The sequence below is a fragment of the Shinella sp. GW835-FHT14H05 genome (assembly GCF_058793575.1).
In genome coordinates, this window is record NZ_JBXAFY010000012.1 from 145,776 (window position 1) to 164,453 (window position 18,678).

At 61.4% G+C, this 18,678-nt stretch carries 16 protein-coding genes and 1 pseudogene; 12 read left to right on the plus strand and 5 right to left on the minus strand.

The window, feature by feature from the left end; genetic code table 11:
- Positions 1-490: 490 nt before the first annotated feature.
- The 4 genes from AC1Q6Z_RS27395 to AC1Q6Z_RS27410 form a co-directional block, all read right to left on the minus strand.
- Positions 491-3,367 carry an Eco57I restriction-modification methylase domain-containing protein gene (locus AC1Q6Z_RS27395; RefSeq protein ID WP_137934746.1) on the minus strand — a complete coding sequence of 959 codons (2,877 nt, stop codon included), beginning with the start codon at positions 3,365-3,367 and terminating at the stop codon, positions 491-493.
- Positions 3,364-3,552, minus strand: coding sequence for a hypothetical protein (locus tag AC1Q6Z_RS27400; RefSeq protein WP_137934745.1), 189 nt, complete (start codon positions 3,550-3,552; stop codon positions 3,364-3,366). Before AC1Q6Z_RS27400 ends, AC1Q6Z_RS27395 begins: the two co-directional genes overlap by 4 nt.
- Positions 3,553-3,835: 283 nt before the next feature.
- On the minus strand, positions 3,836-4,261 hold the full coding sequence (locus tag AC1Q6Z_RS27405) for a hypothetical protein (RefSeq protein WP_137934744.1): 426 nt from the start codon (positions 4,259-4,261) through the stop codon (positions 3,836-3,838).
- 157 nt (positions 4,262-4,418) lie between these two features.
- Positions 4,419-4,619 carry a helix-turn-helix domain-containing protein gene (locus AC1Q6Z_RS27410; protein WP_232375837.1) on the minus strand — a complete coding sequence of 67 codons (201 nt, stop codon included), beginning with the start codon at positions 4,617-4,619 and terminating at the stop codon, positions 4,419-4,421.
- Between the two features lie 107 nt (positions 4,620-4,726).
- On the opposite strand from AC1Q6Z_RS27410, the gene AC1Q6Z_RS27415 reads away from it, so the two are divergent.
- From AC1Q6Z_RS27415 to AC1Q6Z_RS27450, 8 genes are all read left to right on the plus strand, one after another.
- Positions 4,727-5,236, plus strand: a complete 510-nt coding sequence (locus AC1Q6Z_RS27415; protein ID WP_137934742.1) for a hypothetical protein — start codon at positions 4,727-4,729, stop codon at positions 5,234-5,236.
- 80 nt (positions 5,237-5,316) lie between these two features.
- The gene (locus AC1Q6Z_RS27420; protein ID WP_171026489.1) at positions 5,317-5,586 is read left to right on the plus strand and encodes a single-stranded DNA-binding protein; all 270 of its coding nucleotides are present in this window, start codon (positions 5,317-5,319) and stop codon (positions 5,584-5,586) included.
- Positions 5,583-6,035 (plus strand): thermonuclease family protein, encoded by a 453-nt coding sequence (locus AC1Q6Z_RS27425; protein ID WP_210240494.1) that lies wholly within the window; start codon positions 5,583-5,585, stop codon positions 6,033-6,035. The genes AC1Q6Z_RS27420 and AC1Q6Z_RS27425 overlap by 4 nt, the downstream gene beginning before the upstream one ends.
- Before the next feature lie 330 nt (positions 6,036-6,365).
- Positions 6,366-6,548: a hypothetical protein gene (locus AC1Q6Z_RS27430; RefSeq protein ID WP_137934740.1), complete on the plus strand. Its 183-nt coding sequence runs from the start codon at positions 6,366-6,368 to the stop codon at positions 6,546-6,548.
- Between the two features lie 196 nt (positions 6,549-6,744).
- Positions 6,745-7,737, plus strand: coding sequence for a DUF3991 and toprim domain-containing protein (locus AC1Q6Z_RS27435; RefSeq protein ID WP_137934793.1), 993 nt, complete (start codon positions 6,745-6,747; stop codon positions 7,735-7,737).
- 113 nt (positions 7,738-7,850) lie between these two features.
- Positions 7,851-8,456, plus strand: a complete 606-nt coding sequence (locus AC1Q6Z_RS27440) for a DUF1419 domain-containing protein (protein ID WP_292855358.1) — start codon at positions 7,851-7,853, stop codon at positions 8,454-8,456.
- A gap of 11 nt (positions 8,457-8,467) precedes the next feature.
- Positions 8,468-8,857, plus strand: a complete 390-nt coding sequence (locus AC1Q6Z_RS27445; RefSeq protein ID WP_137935195.1) for a hypothetical protein — start codon at positions 8,468-8,470, stop codon at positions 8,855-8,857.
- Positions 8,858-9,037: 180 nt separating this feature from the next.
- A complete protein-coding gene (locus AC1Q6Z_RS27450) occupies positions 9,038-14,143 on the plus strand; it encodes a helicase-like domain-containing protein (protein WP_137935196.1) in 5,106 nt (1,701 codons plus the stop codon).
- 230 nt (positions 14,144-14,373) lie between these two features.
- On the opposite strand, the gene AC1Q6Z_RS27455 is transcribed toward AC1Q6Z_RS27450, so the two are convergent.
- Positions 14,374-14,880 carry a hypothetical protein gene (locus tag AC1Q6Z_RS27455; RefSeq protein ID WP_298799508.1) on the minus strand — a complete coding sequence of 169 codons (507 nt, stop codon included), beginning with the start codon at positions 14,878-14,880 and terminating at the stop codon, positions 14,374-14,376.
- 344 nt (positions 14,881-15,224) lie between these two features.
- On the opposite strand from AC1Q6Z_RS27455, the gene AC1Q6Z_RS27460 reads away from it, so the two are divergent.
- The 4 genes and pseudogenes from AC1Q6Z_RS27460 to AC1Q6Z_RS27475 form a co-directional block, all read left to right on the plus strand.
- Positions 15,225-16,985 carry a ParB N-terminal domain-containing protein gene (locus AC1Q6Z_RS27460; RefSeq protein WP_137935199.1) on the plus strand — a complete coding sequence of 587 codons (1,761 nt, stop codon included), beginning with the start codon at positions 15,225-15,227 and terminating at the stop codon, positions 16,983-16,985.
- A gap of 91 nt (positions 16,986-17,076) precedes the next feature.
- Positions 17,077-17,526, plus strand: a complete 450-nt coding sequence (locus AC1Q6Z_RS27465; RefSeq protein ID WP_137935200.1) for a UCP036055 family protein — start codon at positions 17,077-17,079, stop codon at positions 17,524-17,526.
- Positions 17,523-18,413, plus strand: a complete 891-nt coding sequence (locus tag AC1Q6Z_RS27470; RefSeq protein WP_137935201.1) for a DUF7007 domain-containing protein — start codon at positions 17,523-17,525, stop codon at positions 18,411-18,413. Before AC1Q6Z_RS27465 ends, AC1Q6Z_RS27470 begins: the two co-directional genes overlap by 4 nt.
- Positions 18,410-18,678: pseudogene (locus AC1Q6Z_RS27475) on the plus strand (hypothetical protein); the annotation flags it as partial. The gene AC1Q6Z_RS27470 and the pseudogene AC1Q6Z_RS27475, both read left to right, overlap by 4 nt.

Consider the following 18,678-nt stretch of genomic DNA (forward strand, 5'->3'; position numbering starts at 1 on the left):
ATAGCCGCGGTTTCGTAATTTCCGCCGTGAAGGCCAGCCATAAATCGCTGAACGCCACCGGTTGTCGACCTTCTGGTGTGAAGATACTCGCGCCGTTCTCGCTTTTTAAGGTCTGGAGTTGGAAGCCTTTTACATTCGATAGGAATTAGGGGATCATAATATGTATGCTGGCGGCCGTTGATCCAAATAGAGCAGCCTTTCGGGGAAGCTATCAGATCAATTGTCCTCCCCCCTTTTGCTGTATCCGGATCCTCAGGTTGAAAATTGATATGGTCGAGTTTGGCGCGCCGGGTATGGTTGTTTAGAAATTTGCACAACTGGCTCGTCAACGTCGTTTCGCTCGTTACATTTTTTCGGCGAATGGGGTCGTCCCGCCATAGTGGAAGGCAAGATAGTACGAATTGCATCATCTCACGCAGGAACGTTCCAGGTAGATGCATATCGGTGTCGAATGCGCCAGTTGCAGCGCCTGAAGGATCGTCAGCGAGCATCAAAAACCCTGGCCGCGAAGATCAAAGAGAAGGTCATCTGCATCTCGCAGTGCGATTGATTTTAACCAGTAACGTTCCCTGTCGGGTTTGATCAGATAGACAAACTTTCGATCGTAAATTCGCGCAATGCGGGTCATCGCTAGACTTGTGCCTCGCTTTTCATGCAGAAGTGCTTCGACGTGCTCCTTCAGATCTGACATTCCGCCCAGATCGACGTTGGCCTTTCCGAATGCAAAGAGTTCGCACCTCATCCCCGGCCAAGTTTGCGATTCGAGTGGGACTAGTTGATTGTCGCGATAAATTGCATTGATCTGAGAGCAAAGGAGCGAGCGAAACGCATCGATTCCGGTCGGCGGCTTGCCAGCTGGCGAGGCGAAGCCATGACGCATGAACTCTCTATAGTAGAGCGCTATGTCGTCTAGGACGATTGACTCGTTTTCGCTTAGGTCCAAATCGCCATTGGATGGGAATGGAAGCTCATAGATATCCTTGCAGGAGATCGCTGTCGCCTTTTTCGTGAAAAGCTTCGTACTATTTGCCGCGACGAACCCCTGTAGTTTAAGTTTGTTTTTGTTAAGCCATTTCGAGGCAGCTTTAAGCGGGCGTGGATCCTTACCAGAGAATCCAACGATCTGGTCTTTATAGGTAAGGTCGCCTTTGTCCCAAAAGCTATGATGTAGGTCCATTTGTTCGCGAACGAGAAGAAGTGGAGGTCGGAAAATTTCCGCCCTACGCGGCACTTCGATCGGAACTCGTGGCATCACCTTAATCTGGTCCGTCTCGACGCCATTCCCCGTCAAGCCTTCCGATGGCAGAAACTGCTTTCCGGTAATGTAGTCGACAATACTGCCTCGGCCCTTGTCTCCTTGGATGAACCCTTCACCGTGCTCCCAGCGATGCTTGGCTGCAAAGTCGCCAAGCGTCGAACACATTCGCAGCCGCGTGACAACAGCTTGAACGCGCACCCCGCCTAAGAGACCCGCACGCCAGACGACGACGCCACTGTCCTTCAGTAGATCACCACGGCGATGCCATTGAAGATCATAGTAATCGACTTCGAAACGAAGATCTGCTCGCGCGCGAGGTGTTCGTCGGAAAATTGCATGAAGAACCTTACGATCGTCAGTAGGTTCGCTTGCTTCAGCCACGACTGCGATTGCTTTTGTGTCCGCTGCATCAAACAAGCCGCGGATCGATACAAAGTCGAGGATCTCTCGGAGATCCCACTTCGCGATGAACTCCCTTCGAAAATCATCGGCACCCGGGTTATAGAGGAAATTATATTGCTGCAGCATGCAGAGGACACCACCCGGAGCCAGTAGTGACATGCTGTCATGGAGGAAAAGGAAGGCTATCTGCTTATCGGGCAGAGACTGATGGGCCTCATCATACCGCTTGCAGCTCTCGATCGCGCCGGGAGTGTCGAGTTCGGACGCGAACGGCGGATTCCCAACGACCACACCAAACCTATCCTTGAAACCGTCTTTTTGAAGATGCTCAAAAAAGCAACTTGTAATAATTGTCCTATCGATCAGGGGAGGAAATAGCTTTTTGCTGCGTCCAAGCTCATCAGAGGTAAGCTCGTCGCACATTGCAAGCGATAGACTGAAGGCAGCAAGCTCCACTGCACCATGCTCTAGATCGGTCCCGCGAAGGCGATGAACCAAGTCCTTTAAGACGGCGACAGAGGGACGACCCCAGTTATTTTTGCTACGCCAATGAAGAATGATCCTTTTATAAGCTTCTACGAGAAATATCCCTGAACCGCATGCTGGATCAAGAAGCAGCTCGCCATCGTTGACAATCTTATCGAGGCGCGCGGGGTCGAGTACTTCGTCCAAAAGCAGCCGTACGAGAGCAGGCGGTGTATATACGCTACTCTTCGTATTCTTCACAAACATTTGGTAGATATGGCTTATCAGCTCGACGGGCAAATCTTTGAAGGAATATCTTTTCCAAAAATCAAGCTGACCGTCTTTATCTTCCTTAGCATCGATCAGGCGCTGGAAGCCGGAAAGATCGAGGCCGTCCTTCAGGGCAAGCTTATGTTCGTCATCCAGCGAGAAAACACCGCCGTTGAATTTTAATTCAAGATCTTCAAGAAGAGCAACGAGCGCACTTCCTTGCGTCAAAATATCCGCGAAACCAGATGCGCCTGGTAGGAAACTACCGAAATAACCTTCACCAAGTGCGCCCCTCTCATCGAGGTAGGCAATAAGCAGTGAAAGGATCAGAAGACGACGGACCAACTCTGGCGCAATGTTGAGTTCGCCTCTCTTCAGTTTGGCATTGAGCAGGCCTATAGCGGTGATGAGCGCCCGGTGCGCGGCCTTCTCCCTGGATAAAAGTTTCTCCGATACTTCAGGATCATCCCAGATCGTGCCGTTGCGCAAAAGCTCCGCGTTCCAGTAGGCTTCTGCGCGCGCAATTTTTCCGGCTAGCCTGATGAAGTCGACCGGCCGACAAACGAGCGCACCATTTTTGTCGAGGAAATCTGCATCATGCCGGCAACGAAACAGTTGAACGAGACCCGGCGTGTGTCGATAGACCACAGGCACACCACCCCAGTTCCATAAACGCTTATGGAGGCGAGCGAACTCGGGGTCCTTCGCAGAACCTTTGGAGATATAGATGAAAGCTTGGGCCGGGCCGGGATGCCTTGCGCTTCCCGCTTCAAAGAAGACTGCGGTCGCGCCGTACTCGGCTGCCTTTTCCATGACGACGACTTCGGCTGGTGGGCGCCCTGCTGGCGAGTAGCCTTCCACGACCATAAAGCCGTCGATTAGCTTACCGTTCTGGGCAAGCGCATCGATCGCCGTCGCCAACGAGGGCTCGACGCGCAACGTCTCCTCAACGGCTGCCTTCGCTTTTCTCACGATTTGCGCTGCTTTTTGCTGAGTTCGAAGCCTTCGCGGAGAAGGTCGACCATGCTGATTCCATGCTCGACCGCATAGATTTTGAAGGCCTTTTTGAACGAGCGAGGCACCTTAAAATTTAAAGTCTGCAGGTCGTCGGCATTCGCCTCCGTCTGTGACGCTGTTCCGGTTTGAGTTTCGATCATGTGCCCCGCCTCGCCGAATCGAAATTTTAACGACGAGAAGTTGCATTCGCAACAAATATTTCAGTATTGCCGTAAAGGGAGAAAAACGGAAATACGGCTTGCTGGCTTTCTGTGTTTCGTGCCTCATATGATAGACCCATAGCTTCCCCTGCGGCGCAGAAGCATCCTCACCTCTGCCTGCCGACTGGACCTCTTCCGATTCGGCCCAAGTAAATCGAACCTAGGGATGAGGCAAGCGACGGCAGGAAATCCGCCGTAACCGGAAGCGGCTTCCCACCAAGCCTTATTTCACTGGTCGACAAACCAATGGTCGAAGCTCTTGGACGATGACGCCCGCTTTCGGCGAGAGCAGTACTCCGATCCAGTTGTCCGAAAACACCCCCGCCCCGTCGGCCGGCGAAAGCCAGATCACGTCATTCGTTTCGAGCTCGATCTTCACCTCGCTCCCGATCGGGCTGCCGACCACCGTCTGGACGTAATGGCGCTTGATCGGATGAACCGCGCCCTTCTGATCCGTCAGGCGGTTTTCGCGATAGTCCAGGGCGAGTTCCCCCTCCTCCGCAACCGCGGCGCAATCGACGGAACGCTCACACCGGATGACCGAGGAAAACCGGCACGTCCAGGCCAGGCTCGTTGGCCACATCGGGTTCTCACCGGCATATGCAGCGGTGGCGATCGCGAGGAGACCTGAAGCTAAGAGATAACGCATGGCCGATATGCCCCGAATCCTGCGCCGGAAACCTTGCGGTTCATCCAGCGATCATACAGAGGCGGAAAATTAAATATAGTTTATGTTTTCGGCAAGCCGTTTTTGGCAGGAAGTCGGGTTCAGTCCGCGCGAGCAGCGACATTCCCGGCATTTTCGATCAAAGAGGCGCGGACCCGCTCATGAGTTCTTGCAGGGGCACATCGAGGTTGATGCTGATGCGGGTAATCGTCTGCAAAGAGGGGTTCGCTATTCCTTCAAGGATTTGAAAATAAAAGGGATAAGTCACTTCGCACAGCTCGGCCATTTCTTTCTTGTTGAGGCCGCGTTTTTCCCGCTCGCGCTCCATGACCCGTGCCATGTTTCGCAGGATCCTCGTACCAAGCTCGGTGTCTGCCTTCTTGCGCTTGCTCGTCATCGTCGTATAAACTATAATTTACTCGTAGTGTGTTTGATGAGAAGAGTACGATGATCGCCAAAGCCAAGCCTCACCATGTCGTCCTCGGACTGTTTCTGACGGCCGCGGCCCTTCCCGCTCCCGCCACTGCCAGCGAATGGGGCTGCGAAGTGCTGCTGTGCGCCTCGTCTTCCAATCCGTCCTGGCGGGGCGTGTCCGCCTGCCATCCGCCGATGAACCGGCTTATCTCCGCGATGAAAAAGCCGGGCTTCGACTGGCCAACCTGCCCCGAGGCGGGAACGGGTTCGCCGGGTCACGAGCGATATGCGGATTGCCCGGAGGGCTATCAGGTCGGAAGCAGGGGGGACCGCAATGGATTCGCCCGAGAGGGCGATCTCTGCGTCAAGACAGTCAACATTTGCCAGGGCAGAACGCACGGTCTCTACAGTTCTGATCGGCAGCGGAGCTGCATACAAACGGTCTCCATATCCCGACCGCTCAGGTCAGAGCCATACTATTTCGATATCAAGAATGACACTTCCGGGCAAACCGAGCGGCATTGGTTCGGGCTCAACAGATAGACGGTTTTCCTCGATTAAGAAAGGTTTAATCCATGCGTACGGTTAACCGGCATACCTTGCTTGGTCACGTCGGAAACATCATGCCGCTGAAGGGCGTGTTGAAGGTGAATGTGGCGACCAATCGCGAGTGGCAGTCGGACGGAGAGCGCAAAAGTGCCACCGACTGGGTTCAGATCACGGTCCTGGACAAGAAGCAGGCGGAATGGATCGAAGGGCACGTCGAAGAGGGCGATCTCGTCTACGTGGAATCCCGCGTGTCCAACAGCAGCTATGAACGCGCCGGCGAAAAGGTCTATGCCACCGACGTCATTGCGCAGCTCTTCAATCTCGTATCGAAAAAGACCTCATGATGCTCACTCGGGCCGTCATGGCCGTGGGGATTTCGCAATTGTTGATGCTCGCCGTCGCCTCGGCTTCAACGAATCGTCACACGATTGTCGGTGCAGCGGTCTGTGATCGTGACGCCTGCCAGGATGTTACGCTCTGGATCTGGGATGGCGATACCTTCACAGTCCACGACGGGACCGGCAGGCGCGAGAAGATCCGCATCGAGAACATCGATGCGCCGGAGATTGACGGAGCGTGCGCCGCGGAACGCGTTGCAGCGCTGCAAGCGAAGGACGAACTGGCAAACCAGGTGTCGGGTCACCGGATCGAATTGGTCCGTGGCAAACTTGACCGCTACGGACGCCAGTTGGCGCGCGTTGCCGTGGAAAGACGCGATGTCGGAGAAACTCTGATCGAGCTTGGCCTCGTGCGCCGGTGGGATGGCTGGCGAAAGCCATGGTGCCATAGCTGACCTCGCCGCTCTCGCGGGGAAGGCAGGCATATTCCAGCCGAGAGCAGATCCCGGCCTCGGGATGAACAACCCGAGCAATATCGGGTGAGAGGAGATGTGTTCTGCCGCGACGCCTGTGCAGCAACCGACGCCTCCATAGGGAACGGACCAATCCCGCTCTTCTGGAATGGCGACCTGGTCCAGCGCGGGGCTATGACGATCAACCCGCAAGGGGTCCGTTAGCAAGCTACGGCCGCTGCGGCATGCGCCTTCGCGGTGATCGCGCCCCGCCCCGGACCAAACATGGCGCCATCGAGCGGGAATTGGCCCGCTCCCGGATGGAGCCTCACCATGTCGCACGATCTCTCGCTCGCCCAATCACATGCCTTTCACCTCGCCCGTACGCTCATGGTCCCGGTGACCTTGTTCCGATCGGCTGGAGAGTACGGCGTCCTGCCGAGCGAGGAGCTCGACGACGCCGACGTGGACGTGATCCACGAGATCGATCCCTTCGACTTCGGGCCGGCTCACTGAGACCGCCCTGCCCTCCTCTGAGGTGCCGCATCCATGCGGCGTCCGCAAGGGAAGCGGCGCCGCGGCGGGGCGCGGGTTCCCCTCGCCCCGATTTCCGCGCCCTTGCAGCCGCCGCTTGGCGCGGCGGGTGTCGGTCTGCTGCGCAAATGTGTGGACGGGAAATGAAGGGGGTGGCCGCTGGCGCGGCCGGATCGGCATGAAAAGAGAGAAAATCAGAGAGTTGAAGGAGAAGGTGAATTGCGGTGCGCTTCTGGAGCGGGCCGGATTTGCCGTCGACGTCAAGGAGAGTACGCGCCGGGCCGTCAAGTTTCGCCGGGGCGGCGAAATCGTCATCGTGACGCATGAGGGGAAGGGCTGGTTCGATCCGCTCAGCGACGACAAGGGCGATATCTTCGCGCTCGTGCAACGCCTTGATCATGTCGACTTTGTCGAGGGTGTCGAAAGCGTCGCGTCTCTGGTCGGTTTCCAGACCAGCGATCCGGTCTGGGCGAAGGCACCCCGCGAACGGCCCGCAGCGACGAGCCTTGCGGATCGATGGTCGGCGCGACGCGTTCCATGGCGCGGGTCCGCAACTTGGCGCTATCTCTTCGGCTCGCGCTTCCTTCCGACGAGCGTGCTGCGAATGGCAATCATGAGCAACCAGCTTCGCGAAGGTCCATATGGCAGCATGTGGGCGGCCCACACGGACGATGGCGGCATTGTCTGCGGCTGGGAGGAGCGCGGCCCGGAATGGCGCGGGTTTTCGACGGGCGGCTCGAAAACCTTGTTCCGTCTTGGCGCGCGGGATGCCTTGCGCCTGTGCGTCACGGAGGCGGCGATCGACGCGATGAGCCTTGCGGCCTTCGAAGGTCTCCGCGAGGGTTCGCTCTACCTCAGCACCGGCGGGGGGTGGTCTCCCCTCACCGATGCGGCCCTGCGGATCTTGGCGTCGCGTCCCGGCGCCACGCTGGTCGCGGCGACTGACGCAAATGATCAGGGCGAGACATTTGCCGAGCGTCTGCGCGTCCTCGCCGACAGCACCGGTTGCGCCTGGCAGCGGTTGCGGCCCACGGCGGACGACTGGAACGAGGCGCTCCAGGAAAAGGCGAAGATGGAAAAGGAGAGAAGGGAGGAATGGAAAAAGGCGAGGCGTGCCGGATGCGCGCCGCCCGCGTCAAGGGAAGCTTCGCCCGGCGGAGCCGGCCCTTGACCCGGCCGGTCGCGATGCCGGCGGTCGAGGAGGGGTAACAGAGGACTGAGGAAGAAGGCAGGGTCGAGAAGGCTGTGCCGCACTTCGGTCCGATAACCCCGAAGGAGCCGCATATGACCACCGCACCCACAATCCGCAAGGTATTCCAGGGCATCGCCGACCGCCACCAGATGTATCGCATGTTCGACCGCCATGCCGGGCGCGTTCACCGCCGCGCTGACGACGCAACGGCGCTCTATGCAGGGGAATGGTTCGAGATCGGCGAGGCCGAGCACGACTATATGTTCGCGGTGGAAGCGCCGCTCTGGATCCGTGGTTCGATGTTCGCGCTCCGGCAATTCCTGACCGGCTCGGTGACGTCAGTATTTTTCGCGCTGCGCATCGACGACGCCATCCGTTACTTTCATGGCTACTGCGATCTTTCCGACGATATGTCCGTCGAGCGCATGCGTCTCGCCATCATCGAACGCGAGAGCCGGCCGGTGCGGGCGATGACGCGGGAAGAACGTCTCGAGCACATCTGGAGCTGCACCGCCGAGCCCTATCGCGGCTACGCCGAACATCGATGGCCCCATGCGTCCCGCGGCCGGCGCACCGTGCTCTTCTTCGGCGGAAAACTGGGCAGCGTCCCGAAACTGCTCGAAGCCATGACCGACGTGGAGATCGCCGCCAAGCTGCCGGTGCATCTGCGCTATCTGCCGGATGCGGCTGCGGCGTGATGGGGGCGGACATGACCTATCGGGTTTCATGGGACATCGACATCGATGACGCCAAATCGCCAATGGACGCCGCCAGCAAGGCGCACGAAATTATTCGCCGGCCGGGCACATCCGCGAACGTCTACAATGTCGAGGCGCCGGACGGCGTCGTCACCGTCGTGGGTCTGCAAGCGGGGGGCCTGCGTATCGCAAAGTCCTCCCCTGCTCTTCTACACACCCTCGATCGCGCCGAACGCTTTATCTCGGGTTTCGAGGGTGACGATCGCCAGGAGGGCGTCGATCAACTCCTGACTGATATTCGCGCCGCGCTGCAGGGGCGGATGAGAAACGGGAAGAAGAAGGGGTCGAAAAAGACCTCCCGCATGCGCGCCCGGCACGTCAAGGGCAGGCGTTGCCGCTGAAGCGGCCCCTGACCGGCCGTCCGCGACGCGGGCTCCGGACCGTGCAAGACAAGGTCTGAAGAAGGAAGGACATCGCTCCGCTTCGGACCGCATCACCCTCTCATCCCATCGCAAGCGCCCTCACCTGCTGGAACCCCTTCCCGCGGGCGATGGCGCACGCCTGCTCACAAGGAGATTTCGATGAGCAACGATCCTTTCACGCTCGATATGTTCGGCAACACCGCGCTGACATCCGGTCTGGGCCTCGGTATGTCCGCCTTCAGCGGCCACGATCCCTTCGGCGCCAATGACGACGATCCGGACCCGACGCCACCCGCCCCTGCCCCGGCTCTGCCGATCACCGCGGCGCGCAAGCCGGCCCCGCGCAAGCAGGGCGCGCGCAGCAATTTCTACCTCGACGACGAGGGCCGCGGTCTCGCCGCCGGCTGGAAGGAGCGAGCGAAGGCGAACGTCGCCGCCATCCTGATCGCCGGCGAAATCGAAAAGCAGGACCGCCCGGCGACATCAGAGGAACAGCGGAAACTCATACGCTTCACCGGCTTCGGCGCATCGGAGCTGGCGAACGGCATGTTCCGCCGGCCGGGCGAGGTGGAGTTCCGCGAGGGTTGGGACGATCTCGGCAGTTCGCTGGAGGCGGCCGTCAACGATGCCGACTATGCCTCGCTCGCCCGCTGCACCCAATATGCGCATTTCACGCCCGAATTCATCGTCAAGGCGATGTGGGCCGGGCTCCAGCGTCTCGGCTGGCGCGGTGGCCGCGTGCTGGAGCCGGGCATCGGCACGGGGCTGTTCCCCGCGCTGATGCCGCCGGCCTATCGCGCCAACAGTTGTGTCACAGGCATCGAGCTCGATCCGGTCACGGCGCGCATCGTCCGGCTGCTGCAGCCGAAGGCGCGCATCGTCAACGGCGACTTCGCTCGCACCGATCTCGGCGTCGTCTATGACCTTGCCATCGGCAACCCACCCTTCTCCGACCGGACCGTCCGCTCGGACCATCACTATCGACCGCTTGCGCTGCGTCTGCACGACTACTTCATCGCCCGCTCAATCGACCTCTTGAAGCCCGGCGGGCTGGCAGCCTTCTTGACGAGCAGCGGCACCATGGACAAGGCAGACGCGACGGCGCGCACGCATATCGCAAAATCGGCCAATCTCGTCGCCGCCATCCGACTGCCCGAGGGCAGCTTCCGCCGTGACGCCGGTACGGACACCGTCGTCGACATCCTCTTCTTCCGCAAGCGCAAGATCGCCGAGGCGCAGGACGACGTTTCGTGGCTTGAGATCGACGAAATCCGCCCGGCTACGGATGACGAAGGCGCCATCCGCGTCAACCGCTGGTTCGCCGACAACCCCGACATGGTTCTCGGCACCCACGCGCTGACCTCCGGTCCATTCGGCGAAACCTATACCTGCCGTCCCCGCGTCGGCGAGGATCTTGCCGCGTCGCTGAACGCTGCCGTCGGCCTCCTGCCGGAAAACGTCTATGACGGCGAGCCGACCGAGATCGATCTCGATCTCGAGGAGGAGCTGGCCGAGATTGTCGACCTGCGGCCCGGCAACGCCAATGTTCGCGAAGGCAGCTACTTCATCGACAACAGGCAGGGCCTGATGCAGATCGTCGACGGTGCGCCCGTCGTGATCAAGGTCAGGAAGGGCCGTACCGGCGACGGTCTGACGGAAAAGCACGTCCGTACCATCCAGAAGCTGATCCCGGTTCGCGACGCGGTGCGCGAGGTGCTGAAGGCCCAGGAGACCGGCCGGCCATGGCGCGACCTGCAGGTCCGGCTGCGCATCGCCTGGTCGAGCTTCGTCAGGGATTTCGGGCCGATCAATCACACGACCGTCAGCATCACCGAGGACGACGAGACCGGCGAGACCCGCGAGACGCATCGCCAGCCGAACTTGCAGCCCTTCCGGGATGACCCGGATTGCTGGCTGGTCGCCTCCATCGAGGACTACGACCTCGACACGGATACGGCCAAACCCGGTCCGATCTTCACGCAGCGCGTCATCGCGCCCCCTGCCCCACCGTTGGTGACGAATGCCGGCGACGCGCTTGCCGTCGTGCTCAACGAGCGCGGCCGCGTCGACCTCGACCATATCGCCGAGCTTCTCCACTGCGACCGCGACAAGGTGGTCGACCAACTCGGTGACACCGTGTTCCAGGATCCGGCCGACGGCGCGTGGCAGACCGCCGACGCCTATCTCTCCGGCCCGGTCCGCACCAAGCTTGCCGCAGCTGAAGCCGCCGCGGCGCTCGATCCGATCTTCGAGCGCAATGTCCGCGCGCTTCAGGCGGTGCAACCCGCCCCTCTCCGTCCCTCGGATATCACCGCGCGGCTCGGTGCGCCCTGGGTTCCGCCCGCCGATGTCGTCGCCTTCGTCAAGGAGAAGATGGAAGCCGATATCAAGATCCACCATATGCCGGAACTCGGTTCCTGGACTGTCGAAGCGCGCCAGCTCGGCTATCGCGCCGCCGGCACGTCGGAATGGGGAACGAGCCGCCGGCACGCCGGCGAACTGCTCGCCGATGCGCTCAATAACCGCGTGCCGCAGATCTTCGACACCATCAAGGACGTCGGCGGCGAACGGCGGGTGCTGAACGTCGTCGATACCGAAGCTGCCCGCGAGAAGCTGCAGAAGATCAAGACGGAATTCGAGCGCTGGGTCTGGACCGACCCGGAGCGGACCGACCGGCTAGCCGGCGTCTATAACGAGCGCTTTAACAACCTCGCGCCGCGCAAGTTCGACGGCTCGCATCTCCAGCTGCCAGGCGCCTCCGCCGCATTCCAACTCTACGCGCACCAGAAGCGCGGCATCTGGCGCATCATCGCCGATGGCGCGACCTATCTCGCCCACGCCGTCGGCGCCGGCAAGACGATGACCATGGCCGCGGCGATCATGGAACAGCGCCGTCTCGGCCTGATCGCCAAGGCGATGCTGGTCGTACCAGGCCATTGCCTTGCCCAGGCCGCCCGCGAGTTCCTGGCGCTCTATCCTTCCGCCCGCATTCTCGTCGCCGACGAGAGCAACTTTACGAAAGACAAGCGGGCGCGCTTCCTGTCACGCGCGGCGACGGCAACCTGGGACGCGATCATCATCACCCATTCAGCCTTCAGGTTCATCGCTGTCCCCTCCGCCTTCGAACAGAGCATGATCCAGGACGAGCTGCAGCTCTACGAGGATCTGCTGACCCGGGTCGAGCCCGACGACCGTGTCTCGCGCAAGCGTCTCGAACGGCTGAAGGAGGGTCTGGAGGAGCGGCTGACAGCGCTGGCTACCCGCAAGGATGATCTGCTGACCATCTCGGAAATCGGCGTCGACCAGATTGTCGTCGACGAGGCGCAGGAATTCCGCAAGCTATCCTTCGCCACCAATATGTCGACGCTGAAGGGCATCGATCCGAACGGCTCGCAACGCGCATGGGACTTGTTTGTAAAGTCTCGGTTCCTCGAAACCAAGAACCCCGGCCGCGCGCTCGTACTCGCCTCCGGCACGCCGATCACCAACACGCTTGGCGAGATGTTCTCCGTCCAGCGCCTGCTCGGCTACGACGCTCTCCATGAACGCGGCCTGCATGAATTTGATGCCTGGGCATCGTGCTTCGGCGACACGACCACGGAACTGGAAATCCAACCGTCCGGCAAATACAAGCCGGTCAGTCGCTTCGCCTCCTTCGTCAATGTTCCGGAACTCATCGCCATGTTCCGGGCATTCGCGGACGTGGTGATGCCCGCCGATCTCCGTGAATATGTGCGTGTTCCGGCCATCTCCACCGGCGGGCGCCAGATCGTCACCGCGACGCCCACCGCGGCATTCAAGATGTACCAGCAGATCCTCGACAGCCGCATCAAGGCGATCGAGATGCGCGAGGGGCCGGCGCAGCCCGGCGACGATATCCTGCTTTCCGTCATCACCGACGGTCGCCATGCCGCGATCGACCTGCGCCTCGTCATGCCCGCCAACGACAATGAGCCCGACAACAAGCTCAACCTGCTTGTCCAGAACGCCTTCCGCATCTGGCAGGAAACGGCGGACCAGGTGTTCGTGCGGTCGGACGGCAAGCCCTATGACCTGCCGGGCGCCGCGCAGATGATCTTTTCCGACCTCGGTACGATCAACGTGGAAAAGACGCGGGGGTTTTCGGCCTATCGCTGGATCCGCGACGAGCTGGTCCGGCTCGGCGCGCCCGCCAGCGAGATCGCCTATATGCAGGACTATAAGAAGTCCGAGGCCAAGCAACGCCTGTTCGGGGATGTCCGCGCGGGCAGGGTGCGCTTCCTGATCGGCTCCTCCGAGACGATGGGCACTGGCGTCAATGCCCAGCTCAGGCTGAAGGCACTCCATCACCTCGATGTGCCGTGGCTGCCGTCGCAGATCGAGCAGCGCGAGGGCCGCATCGTCCGGCAGGGCAACCAGCATGATGTCGTCGACATCTTCGCCTATGCGACGCAGGGTAGCCTGGATGCCAGTATGTGGCAGAACAACGAGCGCAAGGCCCGGTTTATCGCCGCGGCCCTCTCCGGCGACACGTCGATCCGTCGGCTGGAAGATCTCGGTGAGGGTGCCGCCAATCAGTTTGCGATGGCGAAGGCCATTGCCAGCGGCGACGAGCGCCTGATGAAAAAGGCGGGTCTGGAAGCCGACATCGCCCGCCTCGAGCGCCTGCGCGCCGCCCATGACGACGATCTCTTCTCGGTGCGCCGGCGGCTGCGGGAGGCCGAACGCGATATCGAGGTCGCGACGCGCCGGATCGACGAGATCGGCAAGGATATCGCGCGGCTGGTACCGACAGCAGGCGAGGCTTTCACGATGACCGTCCTCGGGGAGCGACACGTTGAGCGCAAGGACGCCGGGCGCGCGATGATGAAGGAAATCCTCACGCTGGTCCAGCTTCAGCAGGAGGGCGAGGCCCAGCTCGGCTCGATCGGCGGCTTCGACGTCATCTACGAGGGCGAGCGCTTCGGCAAGGACGGGTATCACTACCGCACCGTCCTGCAACGCACCGGCGCCGACTACGAGGTCGATCTGCCAGTGACGGTCACACCGCTCGGTGCAATCTCCCGTCTCGAACATGCGCTCGATGATTTCGAGGGCGAGCGTTACCGCCAGCGCCAGCATCTGGAAGACGCCAACCGCCGGCTCGCCTCCTACCGCGCGCACGAAACCGGCACTTTCGCCTTCGCCGACGAACTCGCCGCCAAGCGCCGGGAATTGGAGGAGGTCGAGGAGGTGCTGGCCGCTGAAGCCCGCGCCACCGCCGAGCCTGTCGCGCAAGCGGCGTAATGCCGGCGACGATCATGGCGGGAGCAACGCAGCCGCCGCATAGCTGCGTTGCACAATAAATGTTTTCCAGACGGTCAAGAAACGGGCATTATGCTCGCAGTTGATGCACATGGCGGTTTTCTCCTCCCAGTGCCCGCCGCGTCAGCTGTTCCCCTCTGGAGGTTTCGACCTTCACACTTCAATGGGCCGCGTTTTCGCAGGCCCATTTTTTTTGCTCAGGTTTCGGCCGGTCACATGCGCGATGCTGCCAACCGCGCGATCTCGACCGTCGCATCGTATCCGATCCCGTTCGTCGTGATCGTGACGTCGTCTTTCCCCTTGAACAGATAGACGGCATAATAATCCGTCTCGTTCTGATCGAGCTTTAGCCCCCAGGCGCTGTCGCCGACATCCGGTACCTCGACGATTTCTCCCGGCTTAGCTTGCGCCTTCTGGCCTGCGATCATCTGGTCGAAATACGCCCGCTCGCTGCCGGCCGGCACGCCCTGGCTTTCTCCTGCAAAATACATCACCTGCGCGTAGGCATCGGCCCTCCCGCCCTGCCAGGAGCAGAGATTGGCGCTTGTCTCGCGTATCGTCGCCGGTGCGCCGATGAACCGCTCCATCTCGGCGCCCGTCACCTTCTGGCAAGCAATCACGTCAGGGTTGACGCCCGCCGGTGGCTGTGCCGCGCCATCTGCGGCCAAGGCAGGCGCTACCGTTGCCAGCGCAAATATCATTCCCGTGGTGGTCCGCACGCTCTCTCCTTCAATTCGACTGGCGACGATGCTCGCCGTCAATCCGGGCGAGAACATGGTCGATGGCGAAAGGACGGAAAGGGGAAGAAAAGGGAGAAAAAGGAGGGAAGGAATCCGATCGCAGATCGGTCCTCCCGCCGGCGCTTCGCTCAACCGCCGCCTGCGCATCCCGGCAACTCGTCCTTCGCAGGGCCGTCGGCCCCGCTTGTCCTTCGTCGCAGGGACGCTCGGCGGCAGTTGCGCCGGTCCGGCCGCCCCGCGGTCCGGGAGGTGTCTTCGGAAAAAAGAAGACACGAGAAGGACCGGCAAGAGGGCCGCGTCCGTACCCCGGAAAGGAATATCCCATGCGTGTTGCTGTCGTCGATCCCCGATTGCTCAAGGACAACCCCGACAAGGCTCGCCAGTCGAAATCGTCGCCCCAGGCCGATGCCTTGATGGTCGCCACGATAAAGGCGGTCGGCATCATCAATCCTCCGATCGTTTTCGCCGAACCCGGTGGTGGAAACGGCCTCATCATCGACAACGGCCATCGCCGCCGGGACGGGGCGATCGCCGCCAACCTCGACGAAATCAAGGTGCTGGTCATCGAGGCGGCGAACGACAATGGGGCGATGCGCAACATGGTCGAAAACATCGCACGCGAGAATCTCAATCCCGTCGACCAATGGCGCGGGGTCGAACGCCTCGTCGCGCTCGGCTGGACCGAGGAAGCCATCGCACTGGCGCTTGCCCTCCCCGTCCGCCAGATCAAGAAGCTCCGCCTGCTTGCCAATCTCTTCCCCAGTATGCTGGAGCAGATCGCGCTGGGCGACATGCCGAGCGAGCAGCAACTTCGCATCATCGCCGCCGCCAGCGTCGAAGACCAGGAGTCGGTCTGGAAGGCGAGCAAGCCGAAGAAGGGCGATACGGCGCAATGGTGGTCGATCGCCAACGCTTTGAACAAGAAGCGCATGTATGCGCGCGATGCCAGCTTCGGCGATGACCTTGCCGCATCCTATGGCATCGAATGGTTGGAGGACCTCTTCGCTCCTGCGAACGAGGATAATCGCTACACGACAAATGTCGAAGGCTTCCTTGGCGCACAGCACGAGTGGATGACATCGAACCTTCCGAAGCGCGGCGCGATTGTCGAAGTCAACAGCTATGGCCAGCCGGAGTTGCCAAAGAAGGCCGAGCGCGTCCATGGCAAGGCGCTGAAGTCAGACCGCACGGCAATGTATCTCGACCGTGAGGGCAAGGTCCAGTCGATTGTCTACCGGCTGCCCGACGAAAAGAAATCGACGGTCAAGGGCGGCACGGCAACGATTGGTGGCACCGGCGGCGACGAGCCCATCGTGGCGTCCAAGCCGCGTCCGGACGTGACGCAGCGTGGTCACGACGTGATCGGCGATTACCGCACCGACGCGTTGCACGAGGCACTCGGCCGCGCGCCGATCGAGGATGACACGCTGATGGCGTTGCTGGTCCTCGGCTATGCCGGCACCAACGTCCGCGTCGATTCCGGCGCCGGTGGCGCGATGTTCGGCGGAACCCGCTTCAACCGGCACGCGGCGATGCTGTTCGACGACGACGGGAAGTTCCTGTTCGACCTGGACACCCTGCGGATTGCCGCGCGCAAGACGCTCATCGACGTCCTGTCATGCCGTCGCGGCATGTCGAACAGCGGTGTCCTGTCCCGCGTTGCCGGCGGGGCCATCGGGGCGGATGCCTTCCTTCCGAACATGGGCACCGTCGATTTCCTCGAATGCCTTTCTCGTCAGGCACTCGAAACTTCCTGTAGCGAAGCGTCGGTCTCGCCGCGTCAGCGCGTTCGCGAAACCCGCGCGGCGCTGGTCGAGCATTTCAAGGAGGGGCACTTCGTCTACCCCGCTGCCCGGTTCGCGCCGGAGCTGTCCGAGCTTTCCGAGATCCTCAAGGCCCGCGGCATTGCTGCGGAGGACGACGAACAAACCGAGGACGATCAGGCTGAGAGCGATGGCGAAGAGGCCTCCACCACCGAAGCTACCCCGGAGGTGATCGACGACGCCGCGCAGGCGGACGGCGACACCCAGACGGAGGAGACCGTCATCGAGGACGACACCGCCTATTCGGTCGCCGCTGAATAGGCCGCCGCACTTCCCTTTCCCGCTCGACACCTCCGCCGGCACCACCGGCGGCGGAGGTGTGTCCGGCAACCCGATCCTGCAGGAGAACGCTATGAATGCGGACCTGATCATCTCGCTCGCGCCCATCGGTTCCGTCGTCGAATGGTCCGACGGAGCCCCCCGTCCCCCAGAGCACCACGTCGCGACGCTCTATCACTGGAATCACAACAACGGCGCCGGTCTTCTCGTCCGCAAATGCGGCGAGACTGGTCCGGATCATCCCGGCGCCCAGCCCTTTTTTATGCTCCGCTGTGAGGACGACCTTCGCACGTTTTCCGTCGGCCTTACCTATCGTTTCCGAATTGCCTCCCGCCCGAAGATCGGATCGATCCGGATCTTCGAGCGGGACGATCCCGCCGCCCTGATGCTTCATCTTGCCGATGACTGGGACGCCGCCCGCGCCTGGCTCACCGACAACACCGCCTTGTCCGACGCATTCACGGTTGAAGTCACGGCCGACGAGCTGGCGGCTGATCATGTCGAGGGGAGGACGGCGGCATGAACCCGATCGATCTTCCCGACGATTCTGCTTCGGCCCTTGAGGATACAGGGGTCGAGTTCGGCTCCAGCAGTGAGGGCTTTCCGGTCGCCCGACTGGGCGATCTCCTGCTCGCCATGCTGCCACGCTCGACCGGCGGCGGGTTCCTCGCCAGCGCATGGCGCCTGGCACGACCGCTATCGACGTTGCGGCGCGAGGATTTCTACGAACACGACGGCGAACTTGCCAATCCGGCCGCATTCCGGGCGCGTGTTCTGGAAACCGCGCAGCATAGGCGCGAATTGTCGAGGCTTCAGCGTCTCCAGACCAGGATGGTCTGCAGCACGCCATGGGGGTCTTCACAGCTTGCGACGATCTATGCCGAGGGCATCGCCGCGCACATGACCGCCGGACATGGCGGCTTTCGCCTCTCGGCCGAGCGAAACAAGCGGATCATTCCGTCTCTTCGGATCGGTTCGGGTTGGTACGAGGAGGATGAAGCCTGGGCGATTGTCGCCCTCACCTTCCCCGAGCTGTTTACGAGCTACGAGCGCGCGCTCGCGGATCGCACGATCCGGGACAAATGGCCGGACGAATGGGAGGCGATCTTCGGACGTCCGCTTCAGCCAGGAGAATCGAGCGGCAAGGACCGCCGAGACTTCGAGCACCGTCATGACGGCGACTGGATCGTCGCGTTGGCGATCACCTCCGGCCATCATCCTGGCATGGTCGAAGTGGTGGCCATCCTCGGCGGTCGACGTGGCGCCAATACCATGGAGCGGCGGTTCCTGGTGCCGAAGCCTGAATACGAAGGACGCGGACCGTTCGGCTTCGTCATCGATGAGGGGCGTCATGCCGCCTATGATGGCCCGTCGTCCTTCGTCGGATGGGAGCGGAGGAAAGCGTCATGAACTTGCTTTCCGATTGCCGCTCGCTCCTGTCCCGCATGGAAGAGGCACGCCGGCAGACACAGCACCAGCTCGACCTGATCGACCGGCAGATTATCCGTCGGATGACAGCGGTCATTCCGCACCCGCATCCGCGCCGGCGCTCCTATCGGCGAGGCCAGCCGCCGGAGCCCGGAGCCTTCCTCGCCCGGTATCGCGCCAACCTCGCCGCGATCACGGCCGAGCGGCAGCAGGAGATCGATGCGCTATCGCGCAAGCTCGCCCGGCA

What these genes read in the sequence shown, in the direction of transcription:
- AC1Q6Z_RS27445 (WP_137935195.1), top strand. Translation starts at nt 8,468, where the DNA reads ATGACCTATCGGGTTTCATGGGACATCGACATCGATGACGCCAAATCG.
- AC1Q6Z_RS27430 (WP_137934740.1), top strand. Translation starts at nt 6,366, where the DNA reads ATGTCGCACGATCTCTCGCTCGCCCAATCACATGCCTTTCACCTCGCC.
- AC1Q6Z_RS27440 (WP_292855358.1), top strand. Translation starts at nt 7,851, where the DNA reads ATGACCACCGCACCCACAATCCGCAAGGTATTCCAGGGCATCGCCGAC.
- AC1Q6Z_RS27450 (WP_137935196.1), top strand. Translation starts at nt 9,038, where the DNA reads ATGAGCAACGATCCTTTCACGCTCGATATGTTCGGCAACACCGCGCTG.
- AC1Q6Z_RS27425 (WP_210240494.1), top strand. Translation starts at nt 5,583, where the DNA reads ATGATGCTCACTCGGGCCGTCATGGCCGTGGGGATTTCGCAATTGTTG.
- AC1Q6Z_RS27410 (WP_232375837.1), bottom strand. Translation starts at nt 4,619, where the DNA reads ATGGCACGGGTCATGGAGCGCGAGCGGGAAAAACGCGGCCTCAACAAG.
- AC1Q6Z_RS27435 (WP_137934793.1), top strand. Translation starts at nt 6,745, where the DNA reads ATGAAAAGAGAGAAAATCAGAGAGTTGAAGGAGAAGGTGAATTGCGGT.
- AC1Q6Z_RS27465 (WP_137935200.1), top strand. Translation starts at nt 17,077, where the DNA reads ATGAATGCGGACCTGATCATCTCGCTCGCGCCCATCGGTTCCGTCGTC.
- AC1Q6Z_RS27415 (WP_137934742.1), top strand. Translation starts at nt 4,727, where the DNA reads ATGATCGCCAAAGCCAAGCCTCACCATGTCGTCCTCGGACTGTTTCTG.
- AC1Q6Z_RS27460 (WP_137935199.1), top strand. Translation starts at nt 15,225, where the DNA reads ATGCGTGTTGCTGTCGTCGATCCCCGATTGCTCAAGGACAACCCCGAC.
- AC1Q6Z_RS27420 (WP_171026489.1), top strand. Translation starts at nt 5,317, where the DNA reads ATGCCGCTGAAGGGCGTGTTGAAGGTGAATGTGGCGACCAATCGCGAG.
- AC1Q6Z_RS27400 (WP_137934745.1), bottom strand. Translation starts at nt 3,552, where the DNA reads ATGATCGAAACTCAAACCGGAACAGCGTCACAGACGGAGGCGAATGCC.
- AC1Q6Z_RS27405 (WP_137934744.1), bottom strand. Translation starts at nt 4,261, where the DNA reads ATGCGTTATCTCTTAGCTTCAGGTCTCCTCGCGATCGCCACCGCTGCA.
- AC1Q6Z_RS27470 (WP_137935201.1), top strand. Translation starts at nt 17,523, where the DNA reads ATGAACCCGATCGATCTTCCCGACGATTCTGCTTCGGCCCTTGAGGAT.